Raw genomic sequence first — 17263 nt, forward strand, 5'->3', positions numbered from 1 at the left:
TCCTCACTCCAGCAGTTCGAGCGCCCGTCCTTCGCCTCTGAGGAAACCATGCACCGCACCCGCCGCGTGTGCGATGGACAAGGCGTACATGCGTGCGCGCGTGCCACGCGGCAAGCTGCCCGCCAGGGGGTGGTGACGGATCTTCTGGAACGCCTGCCAGGGGCGCTGCAGCAGCACGTGCAGCAGGTGTATGCCCAGATGGCGCGCCGGCGTGGCGGCGTGCTGGCGCAGGTACGCGCCGGTGGCCCGGCCGTTGGCGTGGTGGTAGCGCAGCACGCCCGGAAAAGGCCGGTGCTGGATGTGGTCCACCGGAAAACCCGCGTCACCGGTGGCCTGCCGCATCAAGGTCCGCATCACCTGGGTTTCGAAGTAGCCCAGGGTCCAGGGACCGGATGGCAGCAGGCGGCGGCGGAAGGCCGCGTTGAAGGGCAGGGGGCGCACCGGGATGCTGAGCTGGGGCGCCCAGTGAAAACACTGCACCGTCAGGAAATTGGCCCAGCTCCACGGTTCGGTGGACGTCAGGTTGCTGGTGGCGCCCAGCACCGCCGTCGTGCCTGCCGGCGTGCGCGCCAGCACTTCCCGCAAGGCCGGCAGCCAGCCGGGCAGGGGCTGGTTGTGGTCTTCGAGCAGCAGCAGCCATTCGCAGTCCGACACCAGCTCGGGCAGCCGACGCCGCAGGTGCCAGACGGTCTCGCCGGGGAAGTGCCGCAGTTCGACGGGCGTGCCGGCCCAGCGCCGCAGCGTGTCGGGCGAGGCGCTGCCGCCATGCAGCAGCGTGAGCCGGACATCGCCCGCGCCCAGGTCGGGCAGCAGCGCGGCCAGCGCGCGGTCGCACTTCTCTGGGCCATCGGCCGTGCTGATGACGATGTGCAGCAAGAAGGAGCTCATTTCTTGAGGCCCCGGCGGTGCAGTTGCAGGCAGTCTTCCAGTGGGCCGTCCAGCACCACCCGGCCCTCGCTGAGCAGGATGCCCCGGGTGCAGAACTGGCGCAGGATTTGCTCGTTGTGCGAGGCCAGCACCAGCACATCCACCTGGTTCATCAGCCGCTCCAGGCGCTTGCCGGCGCTCTGGATGAAGCTGCTGTCGCCGACGCCGATCATCTCGTCCATCAGCAGGATGTCGGGCGTGATGGCGGTGGCGACCGCGAACGCCAGCCGCAGCAGCATCCCGGACGAGTAGGTACGCACCGGCAAGTGCAGGTAGTCGCCGAGCTCGCTGAAGGCCTCGATGTCCGGCGTCAGCGCCCGCGCCTGCTGGTGGCTCAGCCCCATGACAATGCCGCGGGTGAAGATGAATTCGTGTCCACTGGCCTCCGGGTCCATGCCCAGCATCAGGTCGGTCAGCGCCGAGATGCGCCCGTCGGACTCGATGTCGCCCTGGGTGGGCTCGTAGGCGCCAGACAGCACCCGCAGCAGCGTGGACTTGCCCGCGCCGTTGCGCCCGATCAGCGCCACCCGGTCGCCCTGGCGCAGCTGCAGGTTCACGTCTCGCAGGGCGTGCACCCGCAGGCCATGCCCCGGCCCATCGCGGGCGATGCGGCCGTGGCTGCTGCCGTTGAAGCCGAGCAGGGTGTTGATCAGCCCCTTGTTCTGTGAGGTGAAGACGGGGAAGTCGATGGACACCCCGGACAGGGAGATGTGCGCCATGGGGTCTAGAGCCAGAAAACGATGCGCCGGCGCACCTTGACGTAGGACCAGGCGAACAGCAGGGCCAGCATCAGCAGCACGCCCAGCGCCATCGCCAGCGCCGCCGTCCCGGGCACCTGGCCCAGCAGGGGCATGCGCAGCAGATCCAGATAGGCCGCCATGGGGTTCCACAGCACCACGGCCTGCGCGCGTTGTGTGAGCTGCCCGGGCTGCCACATCACCGGCGTGACAAAGAAGGCCAGCTGCATGAGGCTGGTGATCATCATGGGCACGTCGCGGAAGCGCGCGGCCAGCGCGCCGAGCAGGGCAACCAGCAGGCAGGCGCTGAGCGCGGTGATGGCCAGTCCCAGGAGGAACCAGCCGGGCCGCACGGCCGTCCAGGTGCCGGTCCACCAGAGCACGAGCAAGGCGATGGGCGCGTTGTGCGCCAGCAGGATCAGGTTGCGCCAGACCACCCGCAGCACGAACACCATCTTGGGGTACGCGGTCTGCTTGAGGAAGGCATCGGCGGCGATGTAGGTCTGGCAGCCTTCGTTGATGGTGGAGGTCAGGAAGCTGAAGAACACATGGCCCAGGCAGAAGTAGCTCAGGTAGTTTTCCAGCGGCAGGCTGAACAGCTGGGCACCGATCAGACTGAACAGCAGGATGAAGATGGCCGAGTTCAGCGAGATCCAGATCGGACCGAGGAAGGAGCGCCGGTACTGCTTGAGGATGTCGCCCCAGCCCAGGTGGGTCCACAGACGCCACAGCCGCAGGGACCCTTGCACGTCACGGCACAGCAGCTGCCACTGGCTCGGGCGGCGGCGTGTGCAGGGTGGGGCGGCTTCAGCGGGCGATGTCATGAATCGGATGCGGGCAGCAGCTCAATGTCACAGGATGGGGCGAGGCCGTTGCGCCCTGAAACGACGAAGGGCCAGCAGAAAAACGGCTGCTGGCCCTTGGCTATATGGTGCCGGAGAGAGGAGTCGAACCCCCGACCTTCTCATTACGAATGAGCTGCTCTACCAACTGAGCTACACCGGCGTAGCCCAGGATTCTAGCAAATCCTGGACACCTCATTCCTCAGCTCGGGCTGCCGGGCTCCAGGTGGTAGCGGGTGACCCGCTCGACCTCGTTCTTCGAACCCAGGACCACGCTCACGCGCTCGTGCAGCTTGCCCGGCTGGATGTCCAGGATGCGCTGGCGGCCGTTGGTGGCGGCGCCGCCGGCCTGCTCGACCAGCCAGCCCATCGGGTTGGCTTCGTACATCAGGCGCAGCTTGCCCGGCTTCTCGGGTTCGCGCTTGTCCCAGGGGTACATGAAGATGCCGCCGCGGGTGAGGATGCGGTGCACGTCGGCCACCATGCTGGCGATCCAGCGCATGTTGAAGTCCTTGCCGCGCGGGCCTTCCTTGCCGGCCAGGCATTCGTCCACGTAGCGTTTCACCGGAGCGTCCCAGTGGCGCATGTTGCTCATGTTGATGGCGAATTCCTTGGTGTCGGCGGGAATCTGCACGTTTTCCTCCACCAGCACGAAGGAGCCCTGCTCGCGGTCGAGCGTGAACATCGCCACGCCGTCGCCCACGGTCAGCACCAGGGTGGTCTGGGGGCCGTAGACGCAGTAGCCGGCGGCCACCTGCTGGTTGCCGGGCTGCAGGAAGTCCTGCTCGGTCACGCCCGGGTGATCCTCGGCCTTCTTGAGCACGCTGAAGATGGTGCCGATGCTGACGTTGACGTCGATGTTGCTGGAGCCGTCCAGCGGGTCGAACATCAGCAGGTATTCGCCCTGCGGGTAGCGGTTGGGCACCAGGTAGATGCCTTCCATTTCCTCGCTGGCCATGGCCGCCAGGTGGCCGCCCCATTCGTTGGCCTCGATCAGCACCTCGTTGGCGATGATGTCCAGCTTCTTCTGCACTTCGCCCTGCACGTTTTCGCTGCTGGTGCTGCCCAGCACGTCGCCCAGGGCACCCTTGTTGACCGAGTGGCTGATGTGTTTGCAGGCGCGGGCCACCACTTCGAGCAGCAGGCGCAGTTGCGGTGGGATGCGGCCGTCGACACGTTGCTGCTCGACCAGGTAGCGGGAAAGGGAAATGCGTTTCATGGTGGGGATCAGTCCTTCAGGGCGTGGGTCACGACTTCGCGCACGTCGTTGCTCAGGTCGGTCTTGGCGGCCACGCGGGCAATCGCCTCGCGGGCGGCGCTGCGATAGGGTTCGGCCAGCTTCTTCCATCGGTCCAGGGCCCGCGCCAGGCGCGCGGCCACCTGCGGGTTGAAGCCATCCAGCTCCATCACGCGTTCGCTCCAGAACACGTAGCCGCCGGCATCGCCGCGGTGGAAAGCGGCCGGGTTGGCCTGGCAGTAGGTGGTCAGCACGCTGCGCGCGCGGTTGGGGTTGCGCAGCTGGAAGTCCGGGTGCTGCATCAGCTGGCGCACGGTGGGCAGGATGTTGCCGCCGCGGTCGGGCGCGCCGGCCTGCAGGGCAAACCACTTGTCCAGGGCCAGGGCCTCGTCCTTGAAAAGGGCATGGAAACGCTGCAGGGCGGGCCGGGCCAGCTCGTGGCCACTGACCACCAGGCTGGAGAGCGCGTTGAAGCGGTCGGTCATGTTGCCGGCGTCCTTGAAGCGCTGGTAGGCCTTGCCCGGCCACACGCTGTCGCCGCTGTCGGCGGCGGCCAGGCACAGGTGGGTGAGGGCCAGGCCGGCCAGCGCGCGGCGCCCGCTGCTGGTGGTGTCGGGCGAGTAGGCGCCGTTGTCCTGGTGGGCCTCGAAGGCCCAGGCCCAGTCGTCGAACAACTGGCGCGCCATCTGGGCGCGCATGGCCTCGCGCACCGCGTGCACGCGCTGCGGGTCGACCTCGGCCAGTTGCTCGGCGATGTAGGTCTCGGCCGGCAGGGTCAGCACCAAGTCCTTGAAGGCGGCGTCCAGCTCCGGGTGGCGCAGGACCGCGCGCATGGCGGTGATGTAAGCCGGGTTGAGCGGCTCGGTGGGCACCGGACCAGGCTCGGCCACGGCCTTGAGCGCGCGACGCAGGGCCAGGCGCTGCGCGGCTTCCCAGCGGTTGAAGGCGTCGGTGTCGTGTGCCAGCAGCACCAGCAGCTCGGCGTCGGTGTGCTCGCAGTCCAGCACCACCGGGGCGCTGAAACCGCGCAGCAGCGAGGGCACGGGCTCGGCGTCGACGTTGATGAAGCTCAGCGTCTCACTGGCCTCGGTCAGCACGAAGCTGCGCGTGCCCTGTTCGGCGTTGTTCCAGTGCGCCAGCTGCAGCGGCAGCTCGCGGCCGTCGTGCGACAGCAGGCCCAGGTTGACCGGGATGACAAAAGGCTCCTTGTGCGGCTGGCCGGGCGTGGCCGGGCAGCTTTGCGACAGCGTCAGCGTGTAGGTCCGCTCTGCGGCGTTGTAGACGCCCTCGGCCTTCACGCGCGGCGTGCCGGCCTGGGCATACCAGCGCTTGAACTGCGGCAAGGTGCGCGCCAGCTCGCTGCCAGGGTTGGCGTCGGCCACGGCCTGCGCGAAGTCGTCGCAGGTCACGGCCTGGCCGTCGAAGCGCTCGAAATAGAGCTTCATGCCGCGGGCAAAACCGTCGCGCCCGACCAGTGTCTGCATCATGCGAACGACTTCGGCACCTTTTTCGTAGATGGTGACGGTGTAGAAGTTGTTGATCTCGGCGTAGCTGTCGGGGCGCACCGGATGGGCCATGGGGCCCGCGTCCTCGGGGAACTGGGCGGTGCGCAGCACCCGCACGTCCTCGATGCGCTTGACCGCCCGCGCCGACGGCGTGGGGCACAGGTCCATGCTGAATTCCTGGTCGCGGAAGACCGTCAGGCCCTCCTTCAGGCTCAGCTGGAACCAGTCGCGGCAGGTGATGCGGTTGCCGGTCCAGTTGTGGAAGTACTCGTGGCCGACCACGCTTTCGATGTTGGCGTAGTCGGTGTCGGTGGCCGTGGCGGGGTTGGCCAGCACGTACTTGGTATTGAAGATGTTCAGGCCCTTGTTCTCCATCGCGCCCATGTTGAAGTCGCTGGTGGCGACGATCATGAAGCGTTCCAGATCGAGCGGCAGGCCGAAGCGGGCCTCGTCCCACACCACCGACTTCATCAGCGAGTTCATCGCGTGTTCGGTCTTGTCGAGGTCGCCGGGGCGCACATAGACCTGCAGCAGGTGCTCGCTGCCGCTGCGCGAGACGATCTTCTGCTCGCGGTGCACCAGCTTGCCGGCCACCAGGGCAAACAGGTAGCAGGGCTTCTTGTGCGGGTCCACCCACTTCGCAAAATGGCGGCCGTCGTCGAGGTCGCCGCTGTCCACCAGGTTGCCGTTGGACAGCAGCACCGGGTAGAGCGCCTTGTCGGCACGCAGGGTGACGGTGTAGGCCGACATCACGTCCGGGCGGTCCAGGAAGTAGGTGATGCGGCGGAAGCCCTCGGCCTCGCACTGCGTGAAGAAGGTGCCCTGGCTCACGTACAGGCCCATGAGCTGGGTGTTCTTGACCGGCGCACAGGTGGTGAAGATTTCCAGCTCGATGGGGTCGCTGCCCTCGGGCAGGTTTTCCAGCACCAGTTGGCCGCCGTCCATCTTGAACGAGCAGCCGCCGCCGTTGACCATCACCCGTGCCAGGTTCAGGTCCTCGCCGTCCAGGCGCAGGGCCTGGGCAGGCACGTCGGCGTTGCGGCGCAGGCGCATGCGGTTGAGCACGCGGGTCTTGGCCGGGTCGAGGTCGAAACACAGGTCGACGCTGTCGATCCAGAACGCCGGAGCGGCATAGTCTTCACGGCGCACCACGGTGGTGGGGCCTTCACGCAGAGAAGTCATGTTCAGACGCCTTGTTTCAGGGATGCTTCGATGAAGGGGTCGAGGTCGCCGTCCAGCACCTTTTGCGTCGCGGAGATTTCCACGTTGGTGCGCAGGTCCTTGATGCGGCTGTTGTCCAGCACGTAGGAGCGGATCTGGTGGCCCCAGCCAACGTCGGTCTTGGTGTCTTCCAGCTTCTGCTGTTCTTCCTGCTGTTTGCGCAGCTCGTGGTCGTACAGGCGCGAGCGCAGGCGCTGCCAGGCGACGTCGCGGTTGCTGTGCTGGCTGCGGCCGTCCTGGCACTGCACCACGATGCCGGTGGGGATGTGCGTCAGGCGCACGGCCGAGTCGGTCTTGTTGATGTGCTGGCCGCCGGCGCCGCTGGCGCGGAAGGTGTCGGTGCGCACGTCGGCCGGGTTGATGTTGATCTCGATCGAGTCGTCGATCTCGGGGTACACAAACACCGAGGCGAACGAGGTGTGGCGCCCGCCCGAGCTGTCGAAGGGCGACTTGCGCACCAGGCGGTGCACGCCGGTTTCGGTGCGCAACAGGCCAAAGGCGTATTCGCCCTCGATCTTGATGGTCGCACTCTTGATGCCGGCGGTGTCGCCCGCGGTCTCGTCTTCGACCGTGGTGGTGAAACCCTTGCGTTCGGCGTAGCGCAGGTACTGGCGCAGCAGCATGCTGGCCCAGTCGCAGGCCTCGGTGCCGCCAGCGCCGGCCTGGATGTCCAGGAAACAGTTCAGCGGATCGGCCGGGTTGTTGAACATGCGGCGGAATTCGAGCTTCTCGACATCGGCCAGCACCTTGGCGGCTTCACCCTCGATGGTGGCGATGCCGGCTTCGTCGTCGTCCTCGGCCGACATCTCGAACAACTCGGTGTTGTCGGCCAGTTCGCTGGTCAGGCGGTCGAGCACATGCACCACGTCCTCGAGCGACTTCTTTTCCTTGCCCAGCTCCTGGGCCCGCTTGGGGTTGTCCCAGACCTTGGGGTCTTCCAGCGCGGCGTCGACTTCGTTGAGTTTCAGGGCCTTGGCATCGTAGTCAAAGATACCTCCGGAGCTCGACCACACGCGAGGTGAGGTCGGCCAGTTGGTTCTTGAGGCTGTTCAGGCGTTCGGCTTCCATGGGGGCGCTTTCGAGAGGGGTTCGGGGCGGCCAGGGCGCACGGCCGCTGGCGAAACCACCGATTTTCTCATGGCGGACCCACCCTGGCCATCAGACCAGAAAATCCTCGATCAAGGCGGCCAGCACCGCCGGCTGGTCGTGGTGCAGCATGTGGCCGGCGTTGTCGACCTGGGCGATGCGCACCTCGGCCACGGCCTGCAGCCGTTCGTGGTACTCGGCCAGGGTGTAGCGGCCCTTCCACCAGACGTCGAAATGTTTGTCACTGGACTCCACCGCCAGCAGCGGCGCGCGGATGCGCTGGAAGACCGCCTGGGCTTCCTCGACCCGGTACAGCTGGGCGTTGACGACCTTGTGCGCGGCGTCCCCCAGGATGGCCCAGCGGCCATCGGCCCGGGGTGCCGCCCAGTGGCGGGCCAGCCACTCGGCCTTGTCCCGGTCCAGGCGTGGGTTGGTCTTCATCAGGCGGCCCGCCACGCCCGAGGCGTCGTCGTAGGTGCCCATGGCCAGCTCGCCGCGCTGCAAGGCCTTGAGCTGGTCCATCCACTGGGCGTAACGTTCCGGCGCCTGGGCCGGGCGCGTGGCCGGCATGCCAAACCCTTCCAGGTTGACCAGCCGCCGGACGCGGTCGGGGCGCACGCCGGCGTACATCATGGCCACGTTGCCGCCCATGCTGTGGCCCACGAGATCGATGGCCTGGCCGCCGGCCACGTGGTCGACGATGTGGTCCAGGTCGGCCAGGTAATCGGGAAACCAGTGGTTGTCGGTGGGCGGGCCCTCGGTCAGGCCATAGCCGCGCCAGTCGGGTGCCACGATCCAGCGCTCCTCGCGCAGGGCGTCGACCATGAACTGGAAGGACGCCGAGACGTCCATCCAGCCGTGCACCAGCAGGAGAGGCGCCACGCCGGGGCGGGGCGTGCCCCAGTGGCGCAGGTGGTAGCGCAGGTGGCGCAGGGGCAGGAACTCGGAGCGTGAGGGGCGCAGGGCTTGGTACATTTTCAGGATATTACGGAGACACGCCATGCCCCGCAGTCCAGGCCGAGACAAGGCCGTCGACCTCCACCCCCGCCTGCACGCCGATTTCCGCTGGCAGGTGCCAGCCCGTTTCAACATGGCCGAGGTCTGCTGCCGCCGCTGGGCCGACGATCCGGCCACGGCCCAGGCGACGGCCCTGATCGCCGACGGCCCCGACACGCCGGCGCGCCACCACAGCCGCGCCGAGCTGGCCGAGGCCGCCAACCGCCTGTCCAACGTGCTGCGCGGCCTGGGCGTGCAAGCGGGCGACCGCGTGGCCATCGTGCTGCCACAGCGCTTCGAGACCGCCGTGGCCTACATGGCGGTGCTGCAGCTGGGCGCGGTGGGCATGCCGCTGTCACAGCTGTTCGGCCCCGAGGCCCTGGCCTTCCGCCTGCAGGACAGCGAGGCCGTGGCCGCCATCTGCGACGAGTCCACTCTGGGCCGGGTGCTGTCGGTGCGAGGCGAATGCCCGTCCCTGCGGCGGGTGCTGGGCGTGGGCGCGGCGGCGCAGCAGGCCGACATCGGATTCGACGCCGCCCTGGCCCGGGCGTCGCCGCGCTTCGATCTGGTGGACACCGCGGCCGACGACCCGGCCGTGCTGATCTACACCAGCGGCACCACCGGCAACCCCAAGGGTGCCCTGATCCCGCACCGCGCGCTGATCGGCAACCTCAGCGGCTTTGTCTGCAGCCAGAACTGGTTCGGCTTCGACCCTTGGGACGCCAGCGTGCCGTCTGAGGCGGTGTTCTGGTCGCCCGCCGACTGGGCCTGGACCGGTGGCCTGATGGACGCGCTGCTGCCCAGCCTGTATTTCGGCCGGCCCATCGTGGGCTACAACGGCCGCTTCACGCCCGAGACCGCCTTCGAGCTGATGCAGCGCCATGGCGTGACCCACAGCTTCCTGTTCCCCACCGCGCTCAAGGCCATGATGAAGGCCGTGCCCCAGCCACGGCGGCATTACAGCCTGCGGCTGGAAGGCCTGATGAGCGCGGGCGAGGCGGTGGGTGACGCGGTGTTCGCCTACTGCCGCGATCAGCTGGGCGTGACCGTCAACGAGATGTTCGGCCAGACCGAGATCAACTACATCGTGGGCAACTGTGCGATGGAGTGGGCTCCCACGCTCCCCGCGGCGCGTGGTTCGCTGCCCCACGGCGGGTTCGGTTGGCCCGCCAAGCCCGGCAGCATGGGACGGGCCTACCCAGGCCACCGCGTGGCGGTGATCGACGACGAGGGCAACGAGTGCCCGGTGGGTGTGCCGGGCGACGTGGCGGTGCACCGGCTCGACGTGCACGGCCAGCCCGACCCCATCTTTTTCCTGGGCTACTGGAAAAACGAGGCGGCCACCCGGGCCAAGTTCACCGGCGACCCGGCCAGCAGCTGGTGCCGCACCGGCGACATGGCCACCCGCGATGCCGACGGCTACCTTTGGTACCAGGGCCGGGCCGACGATGTGTTCAAGTCGGCCGGCTACCGCATCGGGCCGAGCGAGATCGAGAACTGCCTGGTCAAGCACCCGGCCGTGGCCAACGCCGCCGTGGTGCCCAAACCGGACGCCGAGCGGGGCGCGTTGGTCAAGGCCTATGTGGTGCTGGCTGCCGGGTTCGTGGGTTCTGCTTCGCTGGTGGCGGAGCTGCAGCAGCATGTGAAGGGCCAGTTGGCGCCCTACGAATACCCGAAGGAGATCGAGTTCATCGACGCCTTGCCCATGACCACCACGGGCAAGGTGCAGCGGCGGGTGTTGCGGCTGCAGGAGGAGGCGCGGGCTGCTGCTGGCTCGCGCGCGTAGACCTCGCGGGCTCGCGGCTGCGGGGTGCGCTGCTCCGCGACTGTCCCCCGGGCGCTGCGCGCCCTCCGCCTTTATGTCGCTGCGCAGCGCACCCCACACCCGCGAGCTGAGGCGACGTTTGTGCTCAACAGTTCGAGTGCCTACAGGTTGGCGGCGACCGGGTGTCCGGCGCAGCGGCATAAAGGCGGAGGAGGCGAAGCCGACGGGGGACAGCCGCGGAGCCGGACACCCGGTCGCCGCCAACCGACATCGCGATAAACACAAGCAAAATTTCAAGCCACCGGCCGCCGCGACCGCGACTGGTCGCGCGCCACCTCGATGAATTCCAGCACCTCCGCCCGGGGCTGCGAGCCGCGGCGCCAGACCAGGCCCACATCCACCGTCGGCACGGCGTCGCGCAGGGTGCGCACCTCCACGTGTTCGGCGTCCAGCGTCCAGGGGCGGTACAAGAAGTCTGGCAACACCGCCAGGCCCGCGCCCACGCCCACCAGCGAGCGCACCGCCTCCAGCGACGAGGTCTTGAGCACCGCGCGGGTCTTGAGCTGGTGCCGCGCCCAGACGCTGCGCATCAACAGCTCGATGCGATCGGCCTGCAGCACGATCTGGTCGTGGGCGGCACATTCGGCCAGGCCCACCTCGGCCTGTGCGGCCAGCGGGTGGTCGGCCGCCATCCAGACCCGGTTGGGCGAACGCGTGAGTGTCTCGGCCACCAGCGCCTGCGGCTCGCCCAGGGCGTTGCTGACCATGATGGCGATGTCCAGTTCGCCGTTGATCAGCAGGTGCTCCAGGAAAGGCGGGGCATCCTCCACCACGTGCAGGTCCACCCCGGGGCAGGTGCGCTTGAAACGCGCGAACACCTCGGACAGGTAGTAGCCCGCGACCAGGCTGGTCACGCCCACGGCCAGGGTGCCGCCCAGGGCCTCGGTGGTCTGCGGCACGCCGCGGGTGGCGTCGGCCACGGCGCCGATCACCCGCCGCGCCTTGACCAGAAAGCGGTGGCCTTCGGGTGTCAGGCGCATGCCCTTGGGGCTGCGCTCGAACAGCTGCAGGCCGAGCGCGTCCTCCAGCTCCAGCACGCTCTTGGTGATGGCCGATTGCGCGATGTTGAGCATGCGCGAGGCCGCGGCCACCGAGTCGGATTCGGCCACGGCCAGGAAATAGCGGAACTGCTTGAGCGTGAGGTGGCGGTTCATCGTGGTGCGCAACAGCGCGTCGGCAGGCCCTGTTGCAGTGCAAAAGCGATATGGGTAAACCCTAGATCTCTATTTTCGAGATAGCTTACCGCAGCAATATTGCATTTTGAAAGCACGCGGCGGCTTCGTAGGATGCGGCCACTGACAACGCGCCGGGTGGCGGGTTGCGCCAGTGACATTCCCTCCATCGAAAGGTGACCGACTCATGAAACCTGCACACCAACCCCTGGTCCGCGTCCTAGCCGGCGTGGTGGCCACCGCGTTCACATTGGGCACCCTGGCACCGGTCGCACACGCGCAGACCGCGCTGAAGCGGCTGGGCAAAGGCGAAGGCAAGGTCGACATCGTGGCCTGGCCGGGCTACATCGAGCGTGGCCAGACCGACAAGAACTTCGACTGGGTCACCGATTTCGAGAAGAAAACCGGCTGCAAGGTCAACGTCAAGACCGCCGGCACCTCGGACGAGATGGTGGCGCTGATGAACGAGGGCGGTTTTGACCTGGTCACGGCCTCGGGCGATGCCTCCATGCGCCTGATCGCCGGCAAGCGCGTGCAGCCCATCAACGTCGACCTGATCCCCAGCTACAAGAACGTCGACCCGCGGCTGCAGAAGGCGCCCTGGCACCACGCCAACAACACCCACTACGGCGTGCCCTACCAGTGGGGCTGGAACGTGCTGATGTACAACACCACCGTGTTCAAGGACAAGGCGCCCACCAGCTGGGACGTGGTGTTCGAGGAAATGAACCTGCCCGATGGCAAGAGCAACAAGGGCCGCATCCAGGCCTTTGACGGACCGATCTACATCGCCGACGCCGCGCTCTACCTGATGAAGAAGAACCCGGCCCTGGGCATCAAGGACCCGTACGAGCTCAACGAGGCCCAGTACAAGGCCGCGCTGGACCTGCTGCGCGGCCAGCGCAAGCTGGTGGGCAAGTACTGGCACGATGCCTTTGTGCAGATCGACGACTTCACCAACGAAGGGGTGGTGGCGTCCTCGTCCTGGCAGTTCATGGCCAACATCCTCAAGAGCAAGAACCGCCCGGTGGCCACGGTGGTGCCGGTGGAAGGCGCCACGGGCTGGGCCGACAGCACCATGATGCACGCCGAGGCCAAGAACCCCAACTGCGCCTACATGTGGATGGAACACTCGCTCAACCCCAAGCTGCAGGGCGACCTGGCGGCCTGGTTCGGCTCCGTGCCTTCGGTGCCGGCCGCCTGCAAGGGCAACAAGCTGCTGGGTGACGACGGCTGCGCGCGCCAGGGCTACAACAGCTTCGAGCGCATCAGCTTCTGGAAGACACCCACCTCCAAGTGCGCGACCCAGAACAACGCCTGCGTGCCGTACCACAAGTGGGTGTCCGACTACATCGCCGTGCTCGGGGGCCGCTGATCCCATGACCGTTGCTGTCACCCTGGAAGCTGTTTCCTGCGTGTTCGGCAGTGGCGCGCAGGCCGTGCGTGCTGTCGAACATGTGGACCTCACCATCGAGGGCGGCGAGTTCTTCACCTTGCTCGGGCCGTCGGGCTCGGGCAAGACCACCTGCCTGCGCATGATCGGCGGCTTCACGCTGCCCAGCACCGGCCGCATCCTGATCGGCGGGCAGGACGTGTCGCAGCTGCCGCCGTATGCGCGGCCGGTCAACACCGTTTTCCAGGACTACGCGCTGTTCCCGCACATGAACATCCGCGACAACGTGGCCTATGGCCTGATGGTCCAGGGTGTGGACAAGCCCAGGCGCCACCGCCGCGCCGACGAGATGCTGGAGCTGGTGCGTCTGGGTGGCGTGGGCGACCGCCGCCCGGCCCAGCTCTCGGGCGGCCAACGTCAGCGGGTGGCGTTGGCGCGCGCCCTGATCAACGAACCGCAGGTGCTGCTGCTGGACGAACCGCTGGGCGCGCTGGACCTCAAGCTGCGCGAGCAGATGCAGACCGAGCTCAAGGCCTTGCAGCGCAAGCTCGGCATCACCTTCCTGTTCATCACCCACGACCAGCACGAGGCGCTGTCCATGAGCGACCGCATCGGTGTGTTCAACCGCGGGCGGCTGGAGCAGGTGGGCACGCCGCAGGCCATCTACAACGCACCGGCGACCCGGTTTGTGGCCGACTTCGTGGGCGCGGCCAACGTGTTCCAGGGGGAGCGCGCGCAGCAGCTGGCGGGTGTGGACAGCGTGATGCTGCGCCCCGAACGCATCAGCCTGGGGCTGGCCGAGCAGGCCCGCCTCAGCGGGCCGGTGCTCGATGTGCAGTATTTCGGCGCCTTTTCGCGCCTGCGCATGGACTGGGCCGGCGAGCCGGTGGTGGTGGACCTCAACCCGCTGCAGCTCGCGGCCATGCCGGGCGCGGGCGACACCGTGCACCTGCACTGGAGCGCCGATGCGGTGCATGCGCTCCAGGGAGTCGCCGCATGAACACGCTGGCCCTGCCGCTGCCGGTGGGCCGCACCGGCCCGCTGCGCCGCCTGTCGGACCTGCTCTACACCCGCCGTGGCCTGGCGCTCGGGGTGCTGCTGGTGCCGCCGCTGCTGTGGTTTGGCGTGGTCTACCTGGGCTCCCTGCTGGCGCTCCTGGCCAACAGTTTTTTCAGCCTCGACGAATTCTCCGGCGTGGTCGACCGCAGCACGCTGTCGCTGGCCAACTTCCGCGAGATGCTGCAGCCGGCCAACGTGGACGTGGTGCTGCGGACCGTGGGCATGGCGGTGGCGGTGACGGTGGCGTGCACGGCCATCGCCTTTCCCATCGCCTACTACATGGCGCGGTATGCACGCGGCCCGCAGAAAGCGTTGCTCTACATCGCCGTGATGCTGCCGCTGTGGTCCAGCTACCTGGTGCGGCTGTACGCCTGGAAGCTGCTGCTGGCCAAGGAGGGCGCCATCTCCTGGGTGCTGGCCGAGCTGCACCTGAGCTGGTTGCTGGAGGCCTTGCTGGCCACCCCCGGCATCGGCGGCAACTCGCTGTCCTTTTCGCGCCTGGGCACCTTCATCGTCTTTGTCTACATGTGGCTGCCCTTCATGATCCTGCCCATACAGGCGGCCATCGAGCGCATCCCCGGCTCGCTGCTCGAAGCTTCCAGCGACCTCGGCGCGCGTGGCGGCACCACCTTCTGGAAGGTGATTTTTCCGCTCGCCATGCCGGGCATCGCGGCCGGCTCGATCTTCACCTTTTCGCTGACGCTGGGCGACTACATCATCCCGCAGGTGATCGGCGACTCCACCCTGTTCATCGGCCAGGTGGTCTACCGCCAGCAGGGCGTGGCCGGCAACATCCCGTTTGCGGCGGCCTTCTCGCTGGTGCCCATCGTGGTGATCGGCATCTACCTGTGGATCGCCAAGCGGCTGGGGGCCTTCGATGCGCTCTGACCCGAACCGCGCCGGCTGGGCGCTCAAGGCCGCCACCTGGGCCGGCGTGCTGTTCCTGCACATCCCGCTGGCGCTCATCATCCTCTACGCCTTCAGCGCCGAGGACAAAAGCTACGTGTTCCCGCCGCCCGGCCTGACCACCCAGTGGTTCGCCGCCGCCTGGGCGCGCGAGGATGTCTGGGCCGCCATCGGCCTGTCCTTCCGTGTCGCCCTGATCGCCACCGCCATCGCCATGGTGCTGGGCACGCTGGCGGCGGCCGGGCTGGCGCGCACGCGTTTTTTCGGACGCGACGCGGTGTCGCTGCTGCTGATCCTGCCCATCGCCTTGCCCGGCATCATCACCGGCATCGCGCTGCGCACGGCCTACCACACGGCGGAGATCCCGTTCAGTTTCTGGACCATCGTCATCGGGCACGCCACCTTCTGTGTCGTGGTGGTCTACAACAACGCGGTGGCGCGGCTGCGGCGCACCAGCCCCTCGCTGATCGAGGCCTCCATGGACTTGGGCGCCGACACCTTCCAGACCATCCGTTACGTCATCCTGCCGCAGCTCGGCTCGGCCCTGCTGGCCGGTGGCCTGCTGGCCTTTGCGCTGAGCTTTGACGAGGTCATCGTGACCACCTTCACGGCGGGTCAGCAGACCACCTTGCCGATCTGGATGCTGCAGGAACTGATCCGCCCGCGCCAGCGGCCCGTCACCAACGTGGTGGCGGTGGCGGTGATCGCGCTGACCTTCATTCCCATCCTGGCCGCCTACTGCCTCACGCGGTCCGACGAACAACCCAGCGGACGCTGACCGGCCGCACCCCCTTCACCCACCGGAGACCACCATGGGCAAGACCCCCGACTTCCAGAACGCCATCCACACCGAGCTTTTCATCGACGGTCAGTTTGTGGCCGGCGAGGGCGAGGCGGAGCGTGTGCTCAATCCCGCCACCGGCGAGGTGATCGCCCGGGTGCCCGAGGCCTCGTTCGAGCAGATCCACCGCGCGGTGCTGGGCGCCAACCGCGCCTTCGACAGCTGGAGCGAAACCACACCCCAGGAGCGTTCGCGCCTGTTGCTCAAAATCGCCGATGCCGTCGAGGCGAACGCCGAGGCGTTTGCCCGGCTTGAATCGCTCAACTGCGGCAAGCCCCACGCCCGGGCGCTGGAAGACGAGATTCCGGCCATCGCCGACTGTTTCCGCTTTTTTGCCGGTGCCGCGCGTTGCATGAACGGCTCGGTGGCGGGCGAGTACCTGGCCGGCCACACCAGCATGATCCGGCGCGACCCCATCGGCGTGGTCGGGTCGATCGCGCCCTGGAACTACCCGCTGATGATGGCCGCCTGGAAAGCCGCCCCGGCGCTGGCAGCCGGCAACACGGTGGTGCTCAAGCCCAGCGAACAGACGCCGCTGACCACGCTGCTGCTGGCGCGCGTGGTGGCCGACATCCTGCCCAAGGGCGTGTTCAACGTGGTCTGCGGCCGCGGCCAGAGCGTGGGCCAGCCGCTGGTGGAGCACCCCATCGTGCGCATGGTCTCGCTCACCGGCGACGTGTCCACCGGCCGCAAGATCCTGCAGGCCGCCACCGGCACCCTCAAGCGCACCCACCTGGAGCTGGGCGGCAAGGCACCGGTGATCGTCTTCGACGACGCCGACGTCGACGCCGTGGTGGAAGGGGTGCGCACCTTTGGCTACTACAACGCCGGCCAGGACTGCACGGCCGCCTGCCGCATCTATGCCGGCGCCAAGGTCTACGACCGTCTGGTGGCCGACCTGAGTGCCGCCGTCAAGACCATCAAGATGGGCACGCAGGACGAGGCCGGTGTCGAGATGGGTCCGCTCATCACCGACCGTCAGCGCGACCGCGTGGCCAGCTTCGTGGAGCGCGCCCAGATGCTGGGCCACATGGAGGTCACGGCCGGCGGCAAGATGCGCCCGGGCGGGGGCTATTTCTACGAGCCCACCGTGATCGCCGGCGCGCGCCAGGACGATGAAATCGTGCGGCGCGAGGTGTTTGGCCCGGTGGTGTCCGTCACCCGCTTCACCGACCCCGACGAAGCCATCACCTGGGCCAATGACTCCGACTACGGCCTGGCCTCGTCGGTGTGGACCCAGGACGTGGGTCGCGCCATGCGGGTGGCGCGCAAGCTGCAGTACGGCTGCACGTGGATCAACACCCACTTCATGCTGGTCAACGAAATGCCCCACGGCGGCATGAAGGCCAGCGGGTACGGCAAGGACATGTCGATGTACGCGCTGGAGGATTACACGGTGGCCAGGCATGTGATGGTGAAGTTGTGATTCTCCCGCGCCGCGCCTAGGGGCGCGTGACCTCACCCCAGGGGCGACACCAGCCGTTGGCCGGATCTGCGGTGTCACTGGAAAAGACAT

General features: G+C 67.7%; 14 protein-coding genes and 1 tRNA gene. 6 read left to right on the forward strand and 9 right to left on the reverse strand.

Annotated features, from left to right (window positions below):
• Positions 1 to 3: 3 nt before the first annotated feature.
• The 8 genes from AAHB17_RS02655 to AAHB17_RS02690 form a co-directional block, all read right to left on the reverse strand.
• Positions 4 to 888 carry a hypothetical protein gene (locus tag AAHB17_RS02655; RefSeq protein WP_342128916.1) on the reverse strand — a complete coding sequence of 295 codons (885 nt, stop codon included), beginning with the start codon at positions 886 to 888 and terminating at the stop codon, positions 4 to 6.
• The gene (locus tag AAHB17_RS02660; protein WP_342128917.1) at positions 885 to 1646 is read right to left on the reverse strand and encodes an ABC transporter ATP-binding protein; all 762 of its coding nucleotides are present in this window, start codon (positions 1644 to 1646) and stop codon (positions 885 to 887) included. Before AAHB17_RS02660 ends, AAHB17_RS02655 begins: the two co-directional genes overlap by 4 nt.
• Before the next feature lie 5 nt (positions 1647 to 1651).
• Complete coding sequence (locus tag AAHB17_RS02665) at positions 1652 to 2488, reverse strand: ABC transporter permease (RefSeq protein ID WP_342128918.1); 837 nt, start codon at positions 2486 to 2488, stop codon at positions 1652 to 1654.
• A gap of 105 nt (positions 2489 to 2593) precedes the next feature.
• Positions 2594 to 2669, reverse strand: a tRNA-Thr gene (locus tag AAHB17_RS02670).
• A gap of 39 nt (positions 2670 to 2708) precedes the next feature.
• Entirely contained in the window at positions 2709 to 3725 is a 1017-nt protein-coding gene (locus tag AAHB17_RS02675) for a class 1 fructose-bisphosphatase (RefSeq protein WP_342128919.1), read from the reverse strand.
• Between the two features lie 8 nt (positions 3726 to 3733).
• Entirely contained in the window at positions 3734 to 6430 is a 2697-nt protein-coding gene (gene pepN, locus AAHB17_RS02680; protein ID WP_342128920.1) for an aminopeptidase N, read from the reverse strand.
• A gap of 2 nt (positions 6431 to 6432) precedes the next feature.
• Positions 6433 to 7537 (reverse strand): peptide chain release factor 2 gene (gene prfB, locus AAHB17_RS02685; RefSeq protein WP_342128921.1). Its coding sequence is split into 2 segments (ribosomal slippage): positions 6433 to 7455 and positions 7457 to 7537, totalling 1104 coding nucleotides; the frame shifts between segments, so codons are not numbered across the junction.
• Between the two features lie 90 nt (positions 7538 to 7627).
• On the reverse strand, positions 7628 to 8530 hold the full coding sequence (locus tag AAHB17_RS02690; protein WP_342128922.1) for an alpha/beta fold hydrolase: 903 nt from the start codon (positions 8528 to 8530) through the stop codon (positions 7628 to 7630).
• Positions 8531 to 8555: 25 nt separating this feature from the next.
• On the opposite strand from AAHB17_RS02690, the gene AAHB17_RS02695 reads away from it, so the two are divergent.
• Positions 8556 to 10337, forward strand: a complete 1782-nt coding sequence (locus AAHB17_RS02695) for an acyl-CoA synthetase (protein WP_342128923.1) — start codon at positions 8556 to 8558, stop codon at positions 10335 to 10337.
• Between the two features lie 272 nt (positions 10338 to 10609).
• Here AAHB17_RS02695 and AAHB17_RS02700 read toward each other — a convergent pair whose 3' ends face one another.
• A complete protein-coding gene (locus AAHB17_RS02700) occupies positions 10610 to 11530 on the reverse strand; it encodes a LysR substrate-binding domain-containing protein (RefSeq protein WP_342128924.1) in 921 nt (306 codons plus the stop codon).
• A 205-nt stretch (positions 11531 to 11735) separates the two neighbouring features.
• Here AAHB17_RS02700 and AAHB17_RS02705 point away from each other — a divergent pair, with 205 nt between their 5' ends.
• Genes AAHB17_RS02705 through AAHB17_RS02725 form a run of 5 tightly spaced genes read left to right on the forward strand, consistent with a single transcriptional unit; the run spans position 11736 to position 17173 of the window.
• On the forward strand, positions 11736 to 12923 hold the full coding sequence (locus AAHB17_RS02705) for an ABC transporter substrate-binding protein (protein ID WP_342128925.1): 1188 nt from the start codon (positions 11736 to 11738) through the stop codon (positions 12921 to 12923).
• A 4-nt stretch (positions 12924 to 12927) separates the two neighbouring features.
• A complete protein-coding gene (locus AAHB17_RS02710; RefSeq protein WP_342128926.1) occupies positions 12928 to 13941 on the forward strand; it encodes an ABC transporter ATP-binding protein in 1014 nt (337 codons plus the stop codon).
• Positions 13938 to 14888 carry an ABC transporter permease gene (locus AAHB17_RS02715; protein ID WP_342128927.1) on the forward strand — a complete coding sequence of 317 codons (951 nt, stop codon included), beginning with the start codon at positions 13938 to 13940 and terminating at the stop codon, positions 14886 to 14888. Before AAHB17_RS02710 ends, AAHB17_RS02715 begins: the two co-directional genes overlap by 4 nt.
• On the forward strand, positions 14878 to 15684 hold the full coding sequence (locus AAHB17_RS02720) for an ABC transporter permease (protein WP_342128928.1): 807 nt from the start codon (positions 14878 to 14880) through the stop codon (positions 15682 to 15684). The genes AAHB17_RS02715 and AAHB17_RS02720 overlap by 11 nt, the downstream gene beginning before the upstream one ends.
• A 34-nt stretch (positions 15685 to 15718) precedes the next feature.
• Entirely contained in the window at positions 15719 to 17173 is a 1455-nt protein-coding gene (locus tag AAHB17_RS02725) for a gamma-aminobutyraldehyde dehydrogenase (RefSeq protein ID WP_342128929.1), read from the forward strand.
• Positions 17174 to 17263: the final 90 nt, after the last annotated feature.

The organism is Hydrogenophaga sp. OTU3427, assembly GCF_038440225.1.
Classification (GTDB): Bacteria; Pseudomonadota; Gammaproteobacteria; order Burkholderiales; family Burkholderiaceae_C; genus Hydrogenophaga.

Excerpts from the sequence above, each read along its gene's own strand:
- AAHB17_RS02655 (WP_342128916.1), bottom strand. The coding sequence starts at position 888 with ATGAGCTCCTTCTTGCTGCACATCGTCATCAGCACGGCCGATGGCCCA.
- AAHB17_RS02665 (WP_342128918.1), bottom strand. The coding sequence starts at position 2,488 with ATGACATCGCCCGCTGAAGCCGCCCCACCCTGCACACGCCGCCGCCCG.
- AAHB17_RS02660 (WP_342128917.1), bottom strand. The coding sequence starts at position 1,646 with ATGGCGCACATCTCCCTGTCCGGGGTGTCCATCGACTTCCCCGTCTTC.
- AAHB17_RS02690 (WP_342128922.1), bottom strand. The coding sequence starts at position 8,530 with ATGTACCAAGCCCTGCGCCCCTCACGCTCCGAGTTCCTGCCCCTGCGC.
- pepN (WP_342128920.1), bottom strand. The coding sequence starts at position 6,430 with ATGACTTCTCTGCGTGAAGGCCCCACCACCGTGGTGCGCCGTGAAGAC.
- AAHB17_RS02705 (WP_342128925.1), top strand. The coding sequence starts at position 11,736 with ATGAAACCTGCACACCAACCCCTGGTCCGCGTCCTAGCCGGCGTGGTG.
- AAHB17_RS02710 (WP_342128926.1), top strand. The coding sequence starts at position 12,928 with ATGACCGTTGCTGTCACCCTGGAAGCTGTTTCCTGCGTGTTCGGCAGT.
- AAHB17_RS02700 (WP_342128924.1), bottom strand. The coding sequence starts at position 11,530 with ATGAACCGCCACCTCACGCTCAAGCAGTTCCGCTATTTCCTGGCCGTG.
- AAHB17_RS02695 (WP_342128923.1), top strand. The coding sequence starts at position 8,556 with ATGCCCCGCAGTCCAGGCCGAGACAAGGCCGTCGACCTCCACCCCCGC.
- AAHB17_RS02725 (WP_342128929.1), top strand. The coding sequence starts at position 15,719 with ATGGGCAAGACCCCCGACTTCCAGAACGCCATCCACACCGAGCTTTTC.
- AAHB17_RS02715 (WP_342128927.1), top strand. The coding sequence starts at position 13,938 with ATGAACACGCTGGCCCTGCCGCTGCCGGTGGGCCGCACCGGCCCGCTG.
- AAHB17_RS02720 (WP_342128928.1), top strand. The coding sequence starts at position 14,878 with ATGCGCTCTGACCCGAACCGCGCCGGCTGGGCGCTCAAGGCCGCCACC.
- AAHB17_RS02675 (WP_342128919.1), bottom strand. The coding sequence starts at position 3,725 with ATGAAACGCATTTCCCTTTCCCGCTACCTGGTCGAGCAGCAACGTGTC.